A 17,896-nucleotide genomic window follows, 5' to 3' on the forward strand; every position below is an offset into this window, starting at 1 on the left:
CGCTCCTCAGCCACCGGTCCCTGAGGAGGCCCGCAGGGCGGTCTCGAAGGGCGGTCCCTGAGGAGGGGCTTCGAGACGCGCCTGCGGCGCTCCTCAGCCACCGAAAGCGCGGGCTACTTCTCCGCGGCGGCGGCGCGCTCCAGCGCCTCCTCGAGTCGCTGCTGCGCCTCGCCGTACGCCGTCCAGTCGCCGTCCTTCATGGCCTGCTGCTCGTCGTCGTAGGCCTGCTGCGCGTCCTTGATCGCCTGTTTGACGGTCGAGTCCGTGCCGGACGAGGACGTCGCGCTGGGCGTCGGCGTGGGCGTAGGCGTCGGTGTCGCCGTGGACGTCGAGCCGCCACCGCTGCCGCCGGTCGTGGCCGGCGTCGTCGGCTGCGTACCGGCATCGCCCGCATCGGCGCCGGAATTGCCGCCGAAGATCACGTCGAGCGCCTTGTCCAGGGTCGGCTGCATCGTGATCCGCGTGCCGAACGACACGACGACCTCCTGCAGCAGCGGATAGCTCGTGGACCCGGTCGATTTCACGTACACCGGTTCGACGTACAGCATGCCGCCGCCGACGGGGATGGTGAGCAGGTTGCCGTAGGTCACCTGCGTGGATCCGCCGATGCGCAACTGATTCAGGCTCTGAGAGATGGTGGGATCGGCCTCGACCGTCGCCTGCACCTGGCCGGGGCCCCACACATTGTCGTCGGATGGGATGGTCAGCAGCGTGAGTTTGCCGTAGCCGCTGGCCACCTTGCCCTTCTGATCACCGGCATCCGAGTCGACGGCGAGGTAGCCCTTGAGGATGTTGCGACTGGTGGTCGACGACGACGCCGGTATGTACGTGGAGTACAGCGTGTACGCCGGCGAGGTCTCCCCCGGCAGCTTCATCGTCAGGTAGTACGGGGGCTGCACCGTCGTGTTGTCCTTCGACGGGTCCGGCGGCGCCTTCCACACGTCTTCGTTGGAGAAGAACGCTCCCGCGTCCTGCACGTGGAACGAGCCGAGGATCGAGCGCTGCACCTTGAACAGGTCCTCCGGGTAGCGCACGTGGCTCATCAGGGCCCCGCTCATGTCGGAGATCGGCTTGACCGTGCCCGGGAAGATCTTCTCCCACGTCTTGAGGATCGGGTCGGAGGCATCCCACGCGTACAGCGTCACCTTGCCCGTGTAGGCGTCGACAGTCGCCTTGACCGAGTTGCGGATGTAGTTGATGTCGTCCATCGGGTACGGCTGCTTCTCGGTCTGCGAGTCGGCGATGGAGTCGCTGAACGACTGCGACTTCGAGTACGGGTAGTCGTCGCTCGTGGTGTAGCCGTCGATGATCCACACGATGCGCCCGTTGACCACCGAGGCGTACGGGTCGGAGTCGAGGGTCAGGTACGGGGCGACCTTCTCGACCCGCTCGACCGGGTCTCGGTCGTAGAGGATCTGCGAGTCGGAGTTGACCTGGTCGGAGAGCACGATCTGCTCGTCCTGGAACTTCAGCGCGTAGAGCAGGCGCACGAACCAGTTGCCGATCTTCGGGCCGCCGTCGCCGGTGTACGTGTTGTACGTCGCCTGGCTGCCGTTCTCGCCGGCCGGGTAGTCGAGCTCGACGGGCTTGCTGCCCTTCGGCGCGCCGACGATGGAGTACGTCGGCGAGTCCTCGCCGAAGTAGATGCGCGGCTCGTAGTCGCCCAGGTTCTGCGAGGTCGGCAGACCCGACTCGAGGAACTCCGGAGCGCCGTCGTCGGAGCGCTTGTTCCCGTACGCCGCCACCAGGCCGTATCCGTGCGTGTACACGAAGGTGTCGTTGTACCAGTTCTTCGACGACGAGCCGAGGCCGTCCTGGTCGAGCTCGCGCACGGAGACCACCGTGTCCTGCACCTTGCCGTCGACGGTGTAGCGGTCGACGTCGAGGTCGGTCTGGAACTGGTAGTACTGCCGGTACTGCTGCAGCTGGCTGAAGGCCGGGCTCACGACCGTCGGGTCGAGGATGCGGATGTTGGCCGTCGTGTCGGCGTCCTCCCGCAGGCCCCCCTGCTCGGCGGTGGCCGACGCGTCGTAGCTCTCCACGTCGACGTCGTCGACGCCGTACGCGGTGCGGGTCGCCTTGATCGCCCGCTCCACATACGTCGACTCGAGCGTCTTCTCGCTCGGCTTCACCTGGAGGTTCTGCACGCCCCACGGATAGAGCGTGCCGATCACGAGCGCGCTCACGATGAGCAGGCCGAGGCCGACGAGCGGGTAGCGCCAGCGGCCGATCACGGCGGTGACGACGAACAGCAGGGCGACGATCACGGCGATGCCCGACAGGATCGCCCGCGCCGGGATCGTGGCGTGCACGTCGGTGTACGCGGCGCCGTTGATCGTGTCGTTGACGTTCGAGTCGGTCAGGGTGTCGTACCGGTCCAGCCAGATGCTCAGCGCCTGCGCCGCCATGTAGACCGCGGCGATGACGGCGAGCTGCACCCGGGCCGACTTCGACACCCGCACTTCGCGCCCCGCCACCCGGATGGACCCGTACAGGTAGGCGGTCGCCACCGTGGCGAGGAAGGCGATGATCAGCACCGCCGAGGCGAAGGCGACGACCGAGTGCAGGAACGGCAGCTGGAAGAGGTAGAACGAGGTGTCGAGGTGGAACTGCGGATCCTTCGTTCCAGCCGGGGTCGAGTGCAGCCACTCGGCCGCGAGCTGCCACCTGCTGGCCGCGGCGACGCCGGCGAACAGGCCGAACACGATGGGGATGCCCCACACCGCGAGCCGCCGCAGCGGCTCCACCACCTGCTGGTAGCGGTCGAGCTGGGTGTTGAGCTTCGCGTACACCGGACGCAGCCGGTAGGCGAGCTGGATCGACACCCACAGCGGAGCGCCCATGCCGAGGAATCCTACCGCGAACATGCCGAGGCCCCAGCGCCACTGGGTGGTGAGCACGCCCAGGTAGCCGAGCTGCCGGTACCAGAGCACGTCGGTGAAGACGCCGGCGAAGATGAAGAAGAGCACGACGAGCAGCACGATCGCGCCGATGGTGATCCAGACCGCGGCACGGCGGCGGCGATCTACACCTCGGGCAGGGCGGGATTCTGCAGCGGCGGAGCTCACGGCTTCAGCCTATCGATGGCAGGTCGGCAGGGATTCCGTCCCGGTTCCCGCCGAGACGGCTTTCAGCACTTTCAGGGAGTCGTCGAGCGTGGAGACCGCGTACACGTGCAATCCGTCGGGGATATGGCCGACCACCTCGTCGCAGTTCGACTCGGGCGCGAGGAACACGGTGGCCCCGGCCGCGCGGGCCCCGTACATCTTCTGACGGATGCCTCCGATGGCGCCCACGTCGCCCTCGTTGTCGATCGTGCCGGTGCCCGCGACCTTCTTGCCGCCGTTCAGGTAGCCGGGCGTGAGCTTGTCGATGATCCCCAGCGCGAACATCTGGCCGGCGCTGGGGCCGCCGATGTCGGCCAGCTGGAAGTCGACCTTCACGGGCATCGTGCCGTACTGCATGCCCGCGTACACGCCGAGCGTCCAGGCGCCGTCGGATTTGAAGGGAGTGATGGTGACGTGCCGGGTGGTGCCCGAGCGGACGATCTCCAGGTCGACCGGCTTGCCGCCGGACTTCTGCACGGCATCGCGCAGCGCCTGCACCCCGTGCACGGCCGTGCCGTCGACCGATTTCAGCTGGTCGTTGGCCTTCAGCTTGCCGTCGGCCGGGGTGCCCGACTCGACGCCGGCGATGACGACCGTCTGCGTGAAGTCGTAGCCCAGCTCGTTGAGCGCCGCCGCCGTCGCGTCCTGCTGCGAGCTCGACATCTCCTGCGCGTTCTCCTGGTCGGCCTCCTGCGAGGTCTGGCCCGCCGGGAACTCCACCTCGACGGGGACGATCGCCTTCGACTTCTCGAACCACGCCTCGGCGACCTGGAACCAGCTCGGCAGCTGCTGCGGGTTGCCGACCACGTTCACGGTGAGCAGGTCGAGGGCGCCCTTGGTCGCGTAGGTCTTCGCGCCCGAGATGGTCAGCACGGGCTTGGTCGCCCCCTCGCCCGAGGCGCCGATCGCCGTGTCGACGCCGAGCGTGTTGAACACCGGCCCGGGCTGCTCGATCACGTACGGCGAGGGCGCGAAGCCGAGGATCAGCAGGGCGACGACGGATGCGGTGAGCAGCCACCATCCCACGCGCTTGCCGCGAGGCATCCGCTCGTCACGTTCGCGCAGAGAGTAGTCGTCGGGCTGCTGGAACAAGGTCATCGCGATTCTTTCCGGGTTAGCGTGGGAGCAGGCCCGATGCTACCGGGGCCGCTGACGAGGAAAGGCCGAGAGAGCAATGGCGGACGAGGACGACAAGAGCCCCGAGGACGCCCTGCGCGACATGCTGCGGGACATGCTCTCGGGCACGGGCGGGATCGACCCGCAGAAGCTCGCCGGGGCCGCGGGGCTGCCGAGCGACCCGGCCGCACTGCAGCAGCTGATCATGCAACTGCAGGGAGCCCTGCGCGGCAACGCCGACGGCTCCATCAACTGGGATCTCGCCCTGCAGCAGGGCCGCCAGCTCGCGATGCAGACCTCGGTGGAGACCGCGCCAGGCCGGCTGTCGGCGCTCGGCCAGGCGTTCCACGTCGCCGATCTCTGGCTGGACGAGGCCACCGGCATGGGTCCGCTGCCCTCCGAGCCCGCACTGCTGACGCGCGCCGAGTGGGTGAAGCGCACCATGCCGCTGTGGACGCAGCTGGCCGAGCCGGTCGCCAACTCGATCGCCGACGCGCTCACCGGGGTGCTGCGCGACCAGGCGCCGGAAGAGCTGCAGGGCATGGTGCAGAACGCCGGCCAGATGGTGCGCGCGGTGGGCGGCACGCTGTTCGCCATGCAACTGGGGCAGGTCGTGGGCCAGCTGTCGCAGGAGGTCGTCTCGGGCGGTGACATCGGCATCCCGCTGCTGGAGGACGGGCAGGCGGCGCTGCTGCCGCAGAACGTCGCCGCCTTCGGCGAGGGGCTCGACATCCCGGACGACCAGGTGGCGCTGTACCTCGCCGTGCGCGAACTCGCGCATGCGCGCCTGTTCCGGCACGCGAAGTGGCTGCGGCTGCAGGTCATCACGGCCATCACGGAGTTCGCCCGCGGCATCCGTATCGACACCGATCGCCTGGAAGAGGTGGCCGCGTCCTTCGACCCGTCCAACCCCGACGAGCTGCGCGACGCGCTCGCCTCGGGCGCGCTGATCCCGCCGAAGACCGAGGCGCAGCAGGCCGCGCTCGCCCGGCTCGAGAACCAGCTGGCGCTGATCGAGGGCTGGGTCGACGTGGTGACCGCCCAGGCCACGGGCCGGCTGCCGAAGGCCGACAGCATCGCCGAGATGGTGCGCCGCCGCCGGGCCGCCGGCGGACCGGCCGAGAGCGCGTTCGCGACGCTCGTCGGGCTCGAGCTGCGGCCGCGCAGGCTGCGCGAGGCGGCCGCCATGTGGCAAGCCGTATCGGATGCGGTGGGGCCGGCCGCCCGCGACGAGCTGTGGTCGCACCCCGACATCCAGCCGACCGGCGAGGACATCGACGACCCGCAGCGGCTGATCGCGCGGCTCAAGGGCGACGCCCCCGCCGATCCCGAGATGGACGCGATCGACCAGGCGATCGAGGACCTCCTGGCCGACGACACCACCGACCGCCCCCACGAGGAGTAGCGCGCCCGCCGCTGCAGGTGGCCGAGGAGACCCCAGGGCCCTCGACTCCCGCTGGCTGAGGAGGCCCGAAGCGCCCTCGACTCCCGCTGGCTGAGGAGGCCCGAAGGGCCGTCTCGAAGCCACGCGCCCCCGCCGGCTGAGGAGGCCCGAAGGGCCGTCTCGAAGCCCGCCCTGTGGAGACCGCGCTTCGCCCCGTCCCTGCCTCCGTCACACTCGTCGCCATGAGCGGCTACACCTATATGCTCCGCTGCGCGGACGGAAGCTACTACGTCGGCAGTACGAGCAACCTCGACGCGCGAATGGACCAGCACGGAGCAGGCAAGGGGTCCGCCTACACAAGCAAGCGGATGCCCGTCGAGTTGGTGTTCGTCGCCGAATTCGACAGCGTGGCCGATGCGTGGGCCATGGAGCGGCGTATTCACGGCTGGAGCCGGGCGAAGAAGGAAGCGCTGATCAGAGGCGACTGGAATCAGTTGCAGAAGCTGGCCAGACGGGGCGGGGGTCAGGCGACGCCGGACTGACGCGTCGCCCGGGCTTCGAGACGGCCCTGCGGGCCTCCTCAGCCAACGAGAAGGGGGATGCGCGGGCTTCGAGACGGCCCTGCGGGCCTCCTCAGCCGGCGGGACAGGGGGTGCGGCGGCTTCGAGACGGCCCTGCGGGCCTCCTCAGCCGGCGGGACGCGCGCGCGAACCGGCTGTGGAGAGTCGGCGGCGGGGTGGGGCGGAGCGGGGCACACTGGCGGGCATGATCCTGCGACTCGACCCGGCGGTGCCGGTGGTGTGGCGCTCCCCGACGACGGTGCAGCTCGGGGCGGAGCATCCGATCGCCGTGATCGACGACCCCACGCCCGCGACCGAGCGGATGCTCGCCGCGCTCGCCGTCGGAACACCGCAGTCCGCCCTCGCCGTGCTCGCCTCGAACGCCGGCGCCGACCCGGGCGCGGCAGAGCGCCTCGTGGACGCGGTGCGGCCGGCGCTGCTCGACCTGAGCACTCCCCCGTCGCCGCCGGCGCGCGGCCCCGAGTCGCTGCGGCTCGCGGTCGACGGCAACGGGCCCACCTCCCGCGCGATCGCCGCCGTGCTGCGCGGCCTCGGCGCCGCGCTCGCCTCCGAGCCGCCGTCGCCGGGCGGAGCGCCGATCGACGCGGTCGTGCTGGTCGGCTCCTACGCCGTCGCCCCCGCCCGGTACGGGCGCTGGCAGCTGCGCGAGGTGCCGCAGCTGGCGGTCGTGTTCGGCGAGCGCGAGGCCCGCATCGGCCCGTTCGTGCGCCCCGGCGAGGGCGCCTGCCTGCGCTGCCTCGACCTCGCCCGCGCCGACGACGATCCGGCCTGGCCGCTGATCGGCACGCAGCTGGTCACGAAGCGGGCGGCGAGCGAGCGGCCGCCGTTCGCGGCATCCGTCGCCCTGCGCGCCGTCGACGCGCTGCTGGCGCACCTGCTCGCCGGCAGCAGCGAGCTGGTCGGGGCGAGCAGGGTGCTCGACCGGTGCACCGGCGAGGTCAGCGTGCGGCGGCACCCGCCCCACGATCGATGCGGGTGCCGAGCTCTGCCAGGAACCGGGACGGCTGGCGTGGCGCGGCTCGAGGGCCGCCGGTCTCGGCCCAGCTCAGGTGCAGCCGCCGCCGGGCGCGGGTGATGCCGACGTAGAGCAGGCGGCGCTCCTCGTCGGCCTGCTCGAAGGTGGTGGCGTAGCTGATCGGCACCAGGCCCTCGCTGAGGCCCACGATGTGCACCGTGTCCCACTCCAGGCCCTTGGCGCTGTGCAGCGTGGCGAGCGTCACCGCCTGCAGCGTCGGCTCGTGCTGGCCCGCCTGCCGCTCGAGCAGCTCGTCGGTGAAGCGGCGGAAGCTGGTGCCCGGCGGCGCCTGGTCGGCGAGCCGCATCAGGGCGTTCAGGCTCTCCCACCGCTCGCGCACGGCGCCGGCCGCCTCGGGCGGGTCCTGCGTCCAGCCGAGGCCGCGCAGCACGTCGCTGACCGACTTGAACAGCGGCTCGCCGCTGACCGTCACCGACGCGGCGCGCAGCGACATGACGGCCTGGCGCACCTCGGGCCGGTCGAAGAAGCGGGTCGCGCCGTGCACGCGGTAGCTGACGCCCGCCGCCTGCAGCGCGGACTCGAGCTGGGCCGCCTGCCCGTTGACCCGGTAGAGCACGGCGATCGACTCGGCCGGCTGCCCGGCGGCGATCGCGGCCGAGATCTGCCGCGCGACCGCCTCGGCCTCGGCCGCGTCGTCGGGATGCCGGGTGAGCGTGGGTACGGGCGCGGGCTCGCCGGCGACGGCGTGCAGGGTCAGCGAGCCCGCCCGGCCGCGCATCAGCTCGTTCGCCGCCGCCACCACGGGCGCGCTGGAGCGGTAGTTGCGCTCCAGCCGCACCACGGTCGCCTCCGGCCAGCGCCGCTCGAAGCCCAGCAGATAGGAGCTCGAGGCGCCCGCGAACGAGTAGATGGTCTGGCTGGCGTCGCCGACCACGCACACGTCGGAGCGGTCGCCGAGCCACAGCTCGAGCAGCTGCTGCTGCAGCGGCGAGACGTCCTGGTACTCGTCGACGACGAAGAAGCGGTACTGCTCGCGCACGTGCAGGGCGACGGATGCCTCGGACTCGATCATCCCCGCCGTGACCAGCAGCACGTCCTCGAAGTCCAGCTGCCGGCGCTCGTCCTTGAGCCGCTCGTACGTCTGCATCAGGTCGAGCAGCTCCTCGGGCCGCAGCTTCCCCGGCACGGCGCGGCCCTGGCGCGCGTACGCCTCGATGCTGAGCGAGCTCACCTTGCGCCATTCGATCTCGGCCGCCACGTCGCGCAGCGCGGCGGTGTCGACCTTCAGCTTCAGCGCCTGCGCGGCCTGGCCGAGCAGGCGGGCCTTGCCGGGCAGCACCTCGGGCGACGGGCCGCCGACCACGAGCGGCCAGAAGTAGCCGAGCTGCGACAGCGCCGCCGAGTGGAAGGTGCGCGCCTGCACCCCCGCGGCGCCGAGCGCGCGCAGCCGGCCGCGCAGCTCTGCGGCGGCGCGGTTGGTGAAGGTGAGCGCCATGACCCGGCTCGGCGCATACGCGCCGGTCGCCACGCCGTAGGCGATGCGGTGGGTGATCGCGCGGGTCTTGCCGGTGCCGGCGCCGGCGAGGATGCACACGGGCCCGAGCAGCGCTTCCGCCGCCACCCGCTGCTCGGCGTCGAGACCCGCCAGCAGCTCGTCGGGGGTCACCGCGCGGCGCCTCCCGGTGGGCCGTCGAGCGGGCCGCCGTACCAGTCGGCGATGATGGCGTGCGCGATCGACGCGCCGCCCGGCAGCAGCAGGTCGCCGCGTTCAGCCCACAGCTCCTCCCGCGTGAACCAGCGCACCTCGAGGATCTCCTCGCCGTCGGGGGTGAGGGCGACGTCGCCGACGTCGACGGCGCGCGCCTCGTAGCCAACCATGATCGAGGCCGGGAACGGCCACGGCTGCGAGCCGAGGAAGCGCGGCTCGGTCACGAGCACGCCCGCCTCCTCCGCGACCTCGCGGATCACGGCCGCCTCGAACGACTCCCCCGGCTCGACGAAGCCGGCGAGGATCGACCAGCGATTGTTCTCCCACATCGCGTTGCTGCCGAGCAGGATGCGGTCCCGGTCGTCGAGCACCCGCACGATGATCGCCGGGTCGGTGCGCGGGAACACCTCGCGCCCGTCGACGAAGCAGCGCCGCACCCAGCCGCCCGCCTCCACCACGGTGGGGGTGCCGCAGCGCGGGCAGTGGGTGTGCGACTCGTGCCAGTTGGCGACGGCCACGGCCTCGCAGAACAGCGCGTAGTCCCGCTCGGACAGCCCCGTGCCGACGCGGCGCAGGTCGGCCCAGCGCGACTCGTCGGGTTCGAGCTCGGCCGCCGCCGCGTCGGTGAGGGTCACCGCGATCACGGGGGTTCCGACCGGTTCGAGGCCGGCCAGCAGCGTGCGCCCGAGGTAGACGCGCACCAGGGCCGCGGACTGGCGGTCGGGTGTCACGAGGTCGAGGGCGCCGGCCGAGGCATCCGTCATCAGAGCCTTGCCGTGCCAGAGCGGAAGCAGCCGCGTCGCAGGGTCGGAGAGCAGCTCGTCGAACAGCTCTGGGCGGGTGCGGCGCACGGCGTCGCGGTCGACGACGAGACCGGTGAGCGGCTCGAGCGCCGTGCGACGTGTCATCCGTTCCTCTCCGCCAGGGGGCCCTACCCTGAGGGGCATGGCCAGAACCCCATTCACTCTAGCCGCGGTCGCGACGGCGGCGGTTCCCGAGCTGGACGTGGTCGCCACGCGCGAGCACACGACCGGGGAGCATGGGGATTACGACGCGGCGGTGCTGACCGTGAGCGACGGGCGCGAGCTGATCGTGCGCGTGCCGCGCACGCAGGCGGCGGAGACCGAGCAGGCGGCCGACCTCATCGCGCTGCAGGCCCTCAGCAGCGGCGTGCGCTCGAGGCTGCCGTTCGACGTGCCGCAGCCGGTCGGGCAGACGCCGTTCGACGGCACCCGCGCCGTCGTCTACGACTTCCTGCCGGGCCATCCGCTGCAGCTCGACGAGGTGCACGGCGACACGGCCGCCTCGGCGGGCGGCGCGATCGCGGCGATCCACGCGCTGCCGACGGGGTTCGTGCACGACGCCGGGCTGCCGCAGCAGGAGGCCGACGAGGCGCAGCGGACGGTGATGAGCGTGATCGACCGCGCCCAGCAGACCGGCTCACTGCCCGCCGCGCTGCGCAGCCGCTGGTTCACTGCGGCGACCGACGAGGCGCTGTGGCGCTTCCAGCCCACGGTGATCAACGGAGCGCTCTCGGCCGATTCGCTGCTGGTCGATCAGGGCAGCGTCGTCGCCGTCATCGGCTGGTCGGCGCTGTCGGTCGGCGACCCGGCCCGCGACCTGGCGTGGGCGCTCGGCGCGCAGCCGGATGCGGCCGAGGCGGTGTTCGCGTGGTACGAGTCGGCGCGGCAGATGGCGCCCGATCCCCGCCTGCGCCAGCGCGCCCTGCTGCACGCCGAACTCGACCTGGCCCGCTGGCTGCTGCACGGCCACGAGCTGCACGACCGGCAGATCATCGCCGACGCCGAGGGGATGCTGGACACCCTCGTCGACCGCGTGCACCAGAACGGCGTCGAGCCGCTCGAGGCCGAGACCGGCCCCGTGCTCGACGCCTCGCAGGTCGAGCAGCTGCTCGCCCAGACGCCCTATGAGAACCTGCCGCCGGGCGCCGAGTCGACCGGCGGTCACTCCCCCGGCTTCGAGCCCGTGGAGGACGAGAACGTCGAGAGCCAGAGGCCGGCGAGCTCGGACGACGAATAGATGCGCTCGGGCCGGATGACCCGGTCGTCGGCGACGAAGTAGAACACCGCGTCGATCGACTCGGGGTCCACGCCCTTCCAGCTGGCGTATGCGTGCCGGTACAGGGCGAGCTGGAACTGCTTGCGCTCCAGGTCGTCGGCATCCGCGGGCGCCTTGCCCGTCTTCCAGTCGACGATCTGGTACCGCCCGTCGGGCAGCCGGTACACCGCGTCGAGCTTGCACACGAACACCTGCCCGGCCAGCGGCGCGTGGATCTCGACCTCGACGTCGACCGGCTTGCGCCCCGCCCACTCGCTGCGCTCGAAGGTGGCCTGCAGTTCGGCCAGCCGCGCCGCGTCGAGGCCGCCGGCCGCCTCGTCGTCGAGCTCCCACGCCGCCGCGTCGAGCGCCTCGACCGTTCCGGCGGCGGTGCCGCGCGCCTCGACCCAGGCATGGAAGAGGGTGCCGAGCCGGGTGGCCTGGTAGGGGCGCTCGGGCATGGGCCGGCGCAGCCCGGCCAGGGTGCCGGCCGGGTCTGTGACGAAGTCCTTGAATCGCGACGCCGAGATGCGCGGCGGCGGCGTGGCGGCCGCGACGGATGCCTCGCGCGCGGCCCGCTCGGCCAGCAGCAGCTCCACATCCTTCGCCCACGCGCTCGCCGCGCGCGCCGGGTCGCCCGGGCCGAGCTCGAGCCGGCGCCGCACCTCGTCGGCGGCGGCCCGCACGCCGGCGGCGCGCTGCCCCAGCGGGTCTTTCGGCCACTCGATCGCCTCGACGAGCAGCTCGCCGACCGGGTTGGCGTCGCTCTCGAGCTCGGGCACGACGTCGCCCGGAACGAGGCCGGCGTCGATCAGTTCGCGCAGGTAGGTGCTCGGCTGCCGCGGCTTGCTCTGCGTCGACCAGTACGAACCGGCCAGCAGCAGCCGCTCGCGGGCTCGGGTCAGGGCCACGTAGGCCAGGCGGCGCTGCTCGTCGAGGTGCCGGGCGATCAACTCGTCGCGGAAGGCGTCGAGCGCGGTGCAGAACTCCTTCTGCGTCTCGGCGGTGCGCCACTTCAGCACCGGCAGCTCGGCGGCGTCGCCGCGGAATTCGTTCGGCAGCTGGCCGAACCGCACCCAGCCGAGGCCGTCCTGGTAGCGGCTCGGCAGCTCGTCGTCGACCAGCCGCGGCACGGCGACGAGGTCCCACTCCAGCCCCTTCGCGCCGTGGATGGTCAGGATCTGCACGGTGCCCGGCTCGGGCGGGTCGGTGCGCGGGCTCAGCCGCTCGATCTTCTCGGCCTCGTAGAGCCAGCCGAGGAACGCCGACAGCCCGCCGCCGCTCTCGGCGGCGTCGCCCCGGTCGAAACCGCCGGTCATGGAGTAGCCGGCGGCAAGCTCGAGGAACGCGTCGAGGCTCGCCCGGCCCGCGGTGGCGCTCTCGTTGGCGGCGACCTCGATGTCGAGGTTCAGCGCCTGCACCACGACCGTGACCAGGTCGAGTAGGTCGAGCCCGACCCGGCCGCGCAGGGAGGCGAGCTGGGCGCCGGCCGCCCGCAGCCGGGCGAGGCCCTCCGGCGTGAACTCGGCGAGGGCGCTGTGGTCGTCCTTCGCGGTGACGAGGAAGTCGAGGGCCTCGACGATCGAGGCGCCCTCGTCGTCGGCGATGGAGCCGCGCAGCGCCTCGGCCACGTCGCGGCCGAGCTGCTGCTGGCGGTAGTCGCGCTTCTCGAGCCAGCCGGCGAGCTTGCGCAGCGTCTGCAGGTCTTTCGGGCCGATGCGCCAGCGGGCGCCTGCCAGCAGCCGCAGCAGCTCGCTGCCGGCATCCGGGTCGACCAGCACGCGCAGCGTGCAGACCAGGTCGACGACCGCCGGCTGCTCGAGCAGGCCGCCGATGCCGAGCACGTGGTAGCGCACCCCGTGCTCGCGCAGCGCCGCGGTGAACGCGTCGATGCGCTTGACCGAACGGCACAGCATGGCGGCGGTCTTCACCCCGCCGTCGGGGCCGGGCTCGGCCAGCCGGCGCGCGAACCAGCGCGCGACCGCATCCGCCTCCTCGAGCACGGTCTGGCCGAAGTACGCGTCGACGTCGCCCGCGCCGGCGCCCGGGCGGGGGCGCAGCCGGTCGACCTCCACCGCCGACTGCGCGTTCAGCGGGGCGGCGATCACGTTCGCCGCATCCAGCACCCGGGTCGGGTTGCGCCAGCTCGTGGACAGCGCGAACACCCGCGCGCCGCCCTCGGTGCCGGCCTCCGCGCCGGTGAAGTCGCGCGAGAACCGCGCGAGGTTCGCCGCGCTCGCCCCGCGCCAGCCGTAGATGGACTGGTTCGGGTCGCCGACGGCCATCACCGGATGCCCGGCGAACAGCCGCGACAGCAGCCCGGTCTGCACCACCGAGGTGTCCTGGTACTCGTCGAGCAGTACCACCCGGTAGCGGCCGCGGTACTCGGCGGCGATGCGCGGCTGCCGGGCGATCGCCTGCAGCGCGAAGGCGACCTGGTCGCTGAACTCGATGAAGCCGCGCCGCTTCTTCTCCGCGGCGAACGCGTCGGCGAGGTCGAGCAGGGCGGGCAGCGCCGAGATGGCGCCGACCGCCTTCGCCGCGTCGGCGAGCGGCGTGACCCGGCTGCCCGACGGCAACTCGAGGATGCCCTCGAAGTCGTGCACCAGCCGGCGCACCTCGTCGGTCGACTCGACCACGTTGTCGGAGAGCGCGTGCGCCAGGTCGACCACGGCGCTCGTGATGGTGTCGAGGCTCTTGTCGGTGGCGAGCAGGCGCGGGTCGTCGCTGTCGCGCACGAGCCGGCGGGCCAGCTGCCAGGCGGATGCCTCGGACAGCACGACCCCGTCGGGCTCGCGCCCGATCAGCAGCGCGTTCTCGCGGAAGATCGTGTTGGCGAAGGAGTTGTAGGTCGACACCGCGGGCGCCGCCAGCGGGTCGTCGCCGCCGTCGGCGGAGGCGAGGCCGGCCGCGGCGAGCTTGCCCAGCTGGCGGCGGATGCGCTCGGCCAGCTCCCCGGCAGCCTTGCGCGTGAAGGTCAGTCCGAGCACCTCGCCCGGCCGCACGATGCCGTTGGCGATCAGCCACACCACGCGCGCCGCCATCGTCTCGGTCTTGCCGCTGCCCGCGCCGGCGACGACGAGCGCCGGCTCGGACCCGGCCTCGATCACGGCGCGCTGTTGCGGCGTCGGCTCGTAGCCCTGGCCGAGCAGCCGGGCGACGTCGACCGCGCTGTGCGCCGCCTGCCCGAACGAGCTCATGCCCTGCTCGGACGCCGTCATGCCCTGCTCGAACGTCATGCGGAAACCTCCGGCACGAGGTGGATGCGGTAGGTGTAGTCGCCGCCGCCCGAGCCATCCGTCACCCGGGTGCCGACGAAGACGGCACCTGCCATGCCGCGCCCGGCCGCCTCGACCCGCTCACGGAACGCCGCGGCCTGCTCGTCGTCGAGCGGGGCCTGTGGCACATCGCGGTAGCGCTTCCTGCTCGTCGTCGCCTCGGGCGCGACGAAGACGAGCTTCGCCCCGCCGAGCGCCTCGGGCGGCGCGTCGACGGAGATCGCACCCTCGCGGTAGGCGAGCTGGTAGGCGCTCAGCTGCGCATGTGTGGGGATCTCGGCGGCGGGCGGGTTGCGCCGGCCGGTCTTGAGGTCGACGATCACGATCGTGCCGTCGGGGTGCCGCTCGACGCGGTCGATCTTGCCGCGCAGCTGCACCTGGCCGAGCCGCAGCGCGAAGCCGCCCTCGGCCTCGAGCAGCACGGACCCGGAGCGGCGGAAGTCGGCGAGGTACTCGTGCACGCCCTCGGCCATCTGCCGCACCCGGCGCTTCTCGCGCTCCGTCACCCAGCCCTCCTCGAGGTTCAGCTCGCCCCAGCGACGCTCGACGTCGCCCCAGATGCGGGCGACGCTGATGTCGCCGTCGGGCTCGCTGCCCGCCGCTTCCATGACCGCGTGCAGCAGGGTGCCGACCCCGGTCGCCACGCCGCCCCCGCCGCCGGACATCACGTCGACGAACCACTGCAGCGGGCTCTTCTCGAACGCCTCGATCTTCGACGGCGACACCGCGACGACCGCGTCGGGGTCGTTCAGGTCGACGAGAGGCTCGCTCGTCGTCGGCTCGAGCAGCCCGTACCACTCGTCGGGGTGCGCGCCCGCGACGCCCGCCTCGGCCAGCTGCGCGAGCGAGGCGGCTGCACCCGAGGCGCGCGGGTCGCCCGACGCCAGGCGGCGGCGCAGCTCGCCGGTGAGACCGCGCAGCGTGTACGGATGCCGCGCCGGCGGCACCTCGTCGCCGCCGACGAGCCCCAGCAGCGCCGACGGCTGATCGTCCTCGCCCTCGGCGGCCGCGACGATCAGCGTGTCGCTCGCACGGGAGACGGCCAGGGCGAACATGCGCAGCTCGTCGTGCAGCACCGCCTGCCGCTCGTCGACCTCGGCGTGCGGGCTGCCGGCCACGAGCTCGCCGACGAGCTGCGGCCGCAGCAGCGTGCCGCGCAGCCGGATGTTCGGCCAGGTCCCCTCCTGCAGCGCCGCCACGGCGACGACGCCGAACTCGAGGCCGACCGCGGCCGACGGCGTGCACACCAACACCGCGTCGGAGGCCGCCTGGGGCGCCAGCGTGTCGTCGGGCACGGCCGAGCCGAGCACCTCGGTGACGAAGTCGGCGGCCGGGCGCTCGGGGTCGCGCTCGACGAAGCGCTTGGCCGCGGTGAACAGGGCGACGACGCCGTCGAGGTCGCGGTTCGCCTCGTCGGCGAGGATGCCGCCGCGGCGGGTCTGCGCCAGCCACGCGTCGGCGAGGCGGCTGCGATCCCACACCGTCCACAGCAGCTCCTCGATCGTGGCCCGCTTCGCGGCCTGTTCGCGCGCGACCGCGAGCGTCTGGGCGAGCCGGCGCGCCCGATGCCCGGGCGGCATGTCGATCGTGGCGAGGGCGTTCGGGTCCGCGAGGGCCTCGGCCAGCAGCTCGTCGCCCGGGCGCGAGCCGCCGCCGGCGAGCTCCTCGTGCCGCAGCGCGAGCCGCAGCCGCCGCAGCGCGACGGCGTCGAGCCCGCCGAGCGGCCCGAGCAGCAGTTCGGCGGCCGTGGCCCCGTCGAGCGGCCGCAGGCCGAGCACGACCCCCACCGCCGCGATCAGGTGCCCCGCCGCATAGTCGTCGCGCAGCGCCCGCCCGGCCGCCGTCGTGCGGGTCGGCACCTCGCCGACGCCGAGCGCCCGCGCGACGGCCGGCACCTGCGCCCCGGATCGCACGATGACGGCCATGTCGCTCCACGGACGGCCGGCGAACACGTGCTGCTCGCGCAGCTCGCGCGCCAGGGTGGCGTACTCGTCGGAGGCGCTGCCGGCCACCACCCGCAGCAGCCGCCCGCCCTCGCCGGGCGCCGCCGCCTGCCGCTGCTGCCCCGCGAGCGCGGCGCCGATGCGCGCCGTCACCGCCGCCGTGGCGCGGCGCAGCGCGGCGGGCTGCCGGTGCGCGATGCGCAGCACCAGCGGCTCGAGCCGGCCGAGCCCGAGCCGCTCGCCGAGCCGCGCCACCGCCTCGGGGTCGGCCCCCCGGAACGTCGTCGTCGCCACGTCGGGGTCGCCGAAGGCCACCACGGTCACCCCGCGGCGGGCGAGCGCGGCCAGCAGGTCGAGCCCGGCGCGCGTGAACTCCTGCACGTCGTCGACGACGAGCAGACGGATGCCCGGGTCGACCTCGCCCGCCGCGATCAGCCGCGCCGCATCCGCCAGCAGCTCGGCGCTCGTCACATAGCCGTCGCGGAATGCATCCACGGCGTCCTGGTACTCGCGGATGAACGCGCCGGCCGCCACCCACTCGGGCAGATCGTGCTCGCGGCCCAGCTGCTGCAGCCGCTCCGGGGTGACGGCGTGCTCGACCATGCGCGCCATCAGCTCGCGCAGCTCGGCCCGGAAACCCGACAGGCGCCGCACGTCCGCCGGCAGCTGCTCGGGCCACGGGATCCGCCCCTCCTCCGCGTCGCCGTCGATCAGGTCGGCGATGATCTGATCCTGCTCGCCGCCGGTGAGCAGCCTCGGCTCGGGCGCGCCCGCGGCCGCGGCGCGGTCGGCCAGCACGCCGAAGGCGAGCGAGTTGGCGGTGCGTGCCCGAGGCCCCTGCGTCGCGACGCCGAGCCGCAGCGACAGCCGGTCGCGCAGAGCCGTCGCCGCCGACCGCCCCGCGCACAGCACGAGCACCTCGTCGGGGTCGAAGCCGAGCCGGTGCACCCGGTCGGCGACGAGCTCGACGACGGTCGCCGTCTTGCCCGTCCCCGGCGCGCCGAGCACCGCCGCCGACGCGTCGGCGGGCAGGTCGAGGACGGCCTGCTGAGAAGGGTCGAGATCCACGGTGGCCACGGTAGTGCGTGCCGCCGACACCGCCCGGTCTCCTCTGAGCGAACACGTCGAGCGGCCGCGCCGCACCCCACTAGGCTCGAAGCCAGCAACGACACGAAAGGCACCAACGGTGGAGATCCGCATCGGCATCCTCAACGCTCCCCGCGAGCTTAGCTTCGAGTCCGACGAGCCGGCCGCCGACATCAGCGGCAAGATCGGCGCCGCCATCTCCGAGGGCCAGCCGCTCGTCGAGCTCAAAGACCGGAACGGCGCCGTCTACGTCGTGCCCGTCGCCCACATCGGCTACGTGCAGATCGGCGCCGAGGAAGTGCGCCGCGTCGGCTTCGTCGCGTAGGGCCGTGCCATGGAGCTGATGTTCATCGGCCTCGCCGGGGTCATCATCGGCCTCGCCGGCCGGTACGTCCTGCCGAACCGGCTGCGCCACGGCGCCGCGCTCGTCCCGGGCGTGGGCGCGATGGCCGCGCTCGTGCTCTGGGTGGCGCTCACCTGGGCGGGCCTCAAGTGGGACGGCGGCTGGATCTGGTGGATCGCCCTGATCGGCACCGGCGTGGTCGTCGCCGTCGTCGATCTTCTCGTGGGCGCGGTGCGCCGGCGATCGGATGCAGCGCTCGAGGCGCACGTCATGAAGAACGGCCTGCCGGCGCAGTAGCCCGACCCGCGGCATCCGA

The 17,896-nt window shown here is 72.9% G+C and carries 11 protein-coding genes; 5 read left to right on the top strand and 6 right to left on the bottom strand.

Annotated features, from left to right (window positions below):
- Positions 1-113 precede the first annotated feature (113 nt).
- Both H563_RS0103870 and H563_RS0103875 read right to left on the bottom strand, forming a co-directional pair.
- Positions 114-3,068, bottom strand: coding sequence for a UPF0182 family membrane protein (locus tag H563_RS0103870; RefSeq protein WP_022881295.1), 2,955 nt, complete (start codon positions 3,066-3,068; stop codon positions 114-116).
- Between the two features lie 9 nt (positions 3,069-3,077).
- Positions 3,078-4,205 (bottom strand): YlbL family protein, encoded by a 1,128-nt coding sequence (locus H563_RS0103875; protein WP_022881296.1) that lies wholly within the window; start codon positions 4,203-4,205, stop codon positions 3,078-3,080.
- A 76-nt stretch (positions 4,206-4,281) separates the two neighbouring features.
- On the opposite strand from H563_RS0103875, the gene H563_RS0103880 reads away from it, so the two are divergent.
- Entirely contained in the window at positions 4,282-5,628 is a 1,347-nt protein-coding gene (locus H563_RS0103880; RefSeq protein WP_027479066.1) for a zinc-dependent metalloprotease, read from the top strand.
- Positions 5,629-5,849: 221 nt separating this feature from the next.
- Positions 5,850-6,149, top strand: a complete 300-nt coding sequence (locus tag H563_RS0103885; protein WP_027479067.1) for a GIY-YIG nuclease family protein — start codon at positions 5,850-5,852, stop codon at positions 6,147-6,149.
- Positions 6,150-7,126: 977 nt separating this feature from the next.
- On the opposite strand, the gene H563_RS0103895 is transcribed toward H563_RS0103885, so the two are convergent.
- Together H563_RS0103895 and nudC are read right to left on the bottom strand one after the other, a co-directional pair.
- Positions 7,127-8,830 (bottom strand): ATP-dependent helicase, encoded by a 1,704-nt coding sequence (locus H563_RS0103895; RefSeq protein WP_022881299.1) that lies wholly within the window; start codon positions 8,828-8,830, stop codon positions 7,127-7,129.
- Positions 8,827-9,780, bottom strand: coding sequence for an NAD(+) diphosphatase (gene nudC, locus H563_RS0103900; protein ID WP_022881300.1), 954 nt, complete (start codon positions 9,778-9,780; stop codon positions 8,827-8,829). Before nudC ends, H563_RS0103895 begins: the two co-directional genes overlap by 4 nt.
- Before the next feature lie 37 nt (positions 9,781-9,817).
- Here nudC and H563_RS14840 point away from each other — a divergent pair, with 37 nt between their 5' ends.
- On the top strand, positions 9,818-10,912 hold the full coding sequence (locus H563_RS14840; protein ID WP_022881301.1) for a phosphotransferase: 1,095 nt from the start codon (positions 9,818-9,820) through the stop codon (positions 10,910-10,912).
- Here the strand turns inward: H563_RS14840 and H563_RS14845 are convergent.
- Positions 10,837-14,169, bottom strand: a complete 3,333-nt coding sequence (locus tag H563_RS14845) for an ATP-dependent helicase (protein ID WP_022881302.1) — start codon at positions 14,167-14,169, stop codon at positions 10,837-10,839. The two genes, H563_RS14840 and H563_RS14845, sit on opposite strands and share 76 nt — an antisense overlap.
- Positions 14,166-17,219, bottom strand: a complete 3,054-nt coding sequence (locus H563_RS0103915) for a UrvD/REP family ATP-dependent DNA helicase (RefSeq protein ID WP_245556808.1) — start codon at positions 17,217-17,219, stop codon at positions 14,166-14,168. Before H563_RS0103915 ends, H563_RS14845 begins: the two co-directional genes overlap by 4 nt.
- Before the next feature lie 118 nt (positions 17,220-17,337).
- On the opposite strand from H563_RS0103915, the gene H563_RS0103920 reads away from it, so the two are divergent.
- The gene (locus H563_RS0103920; RefSeq protein ID WP_027479069.1) at positions 17,338-17,562 is read left to right on the top strand and encodes a DUF3107 domain-containing protein; all 225 of its coding nucleotides are present in this window, start codon (positions 17,338-17,340) and stop codon (positions 17,560-17,562) included.
- A gap of 9 nt (positions 17,563-17,571) precedes the next feature.
- Complete coding sequence (locus tag H563_RS0103925; RefSeq protein WP_022881304.1) at positions 17,572-17,877, top strand: hypothetical protein; 306 nt, start codon at positions 17,572-17,574, stop codon at positions 17,875-17,877.
- Positions 17,878-17,896 lie beyond the last annotated feature (19 nt).

This window comes from Gryllotalpicola ginsengisoli DSM 22003, from assembly GCF_000419445.1.
Classification (GTDB): Bacteria; Actinomycetota; Actinomycetes; order Actinomycetales; family Microbacteriaceae; genus Gryllotalpicola; species Gryllotalpicola ginsengisoli.

Coding starts and splice junctions, on each gene's coding strand:
- H563_RS0103880 (WP_027479066.1), top strand. CDS start 4,282: ATGGCGGACGAGGACGACAAGAGCCCCGAGGACGCCCTGCGCGACATG.
- H563_RS14845 (WP_022881302.1), bottom strand. CDS start 14,169: ATGACGTTCGAGCAGGGCATGACGGCGTCCGAGCAGGGCATGAGCTCG.
- nudC (WP_022881300.1), bottom strand. CDS start 9,780: ATGACACGTCGCACGGCGCTCGAGCCGCTCACCGGTCTCGTCGTCGAC.
- H563_RS0103925 (WP_022881304.1), top strand. CDS start 17,572: ATGGAGCTGATGTTCATCGGCCTCGCCGGGGTCATCATCGGCCTCGCC.
- H563_RS0103885 (WP_027479067.1), top strand. CDS start 5,850: ATGAGCGGCTACACCTATATGCTCCGCTGCGCGGACGGAAGCTACTAC.
- H563_RS14840 (WP_022881301.1), top strand. CDS start 9,818: ATGGCCAGAACCCCATTCACTCTAGCCGCGGTCGCGACGGCGGCGGTT.
- H563_RS0103875 (WP_022881296.1), bottom strand. CDS start 4,205: ATGACCTTGTTCCAGCAGCCCGACGACTACTCTCTGCGCGAACGTGAC.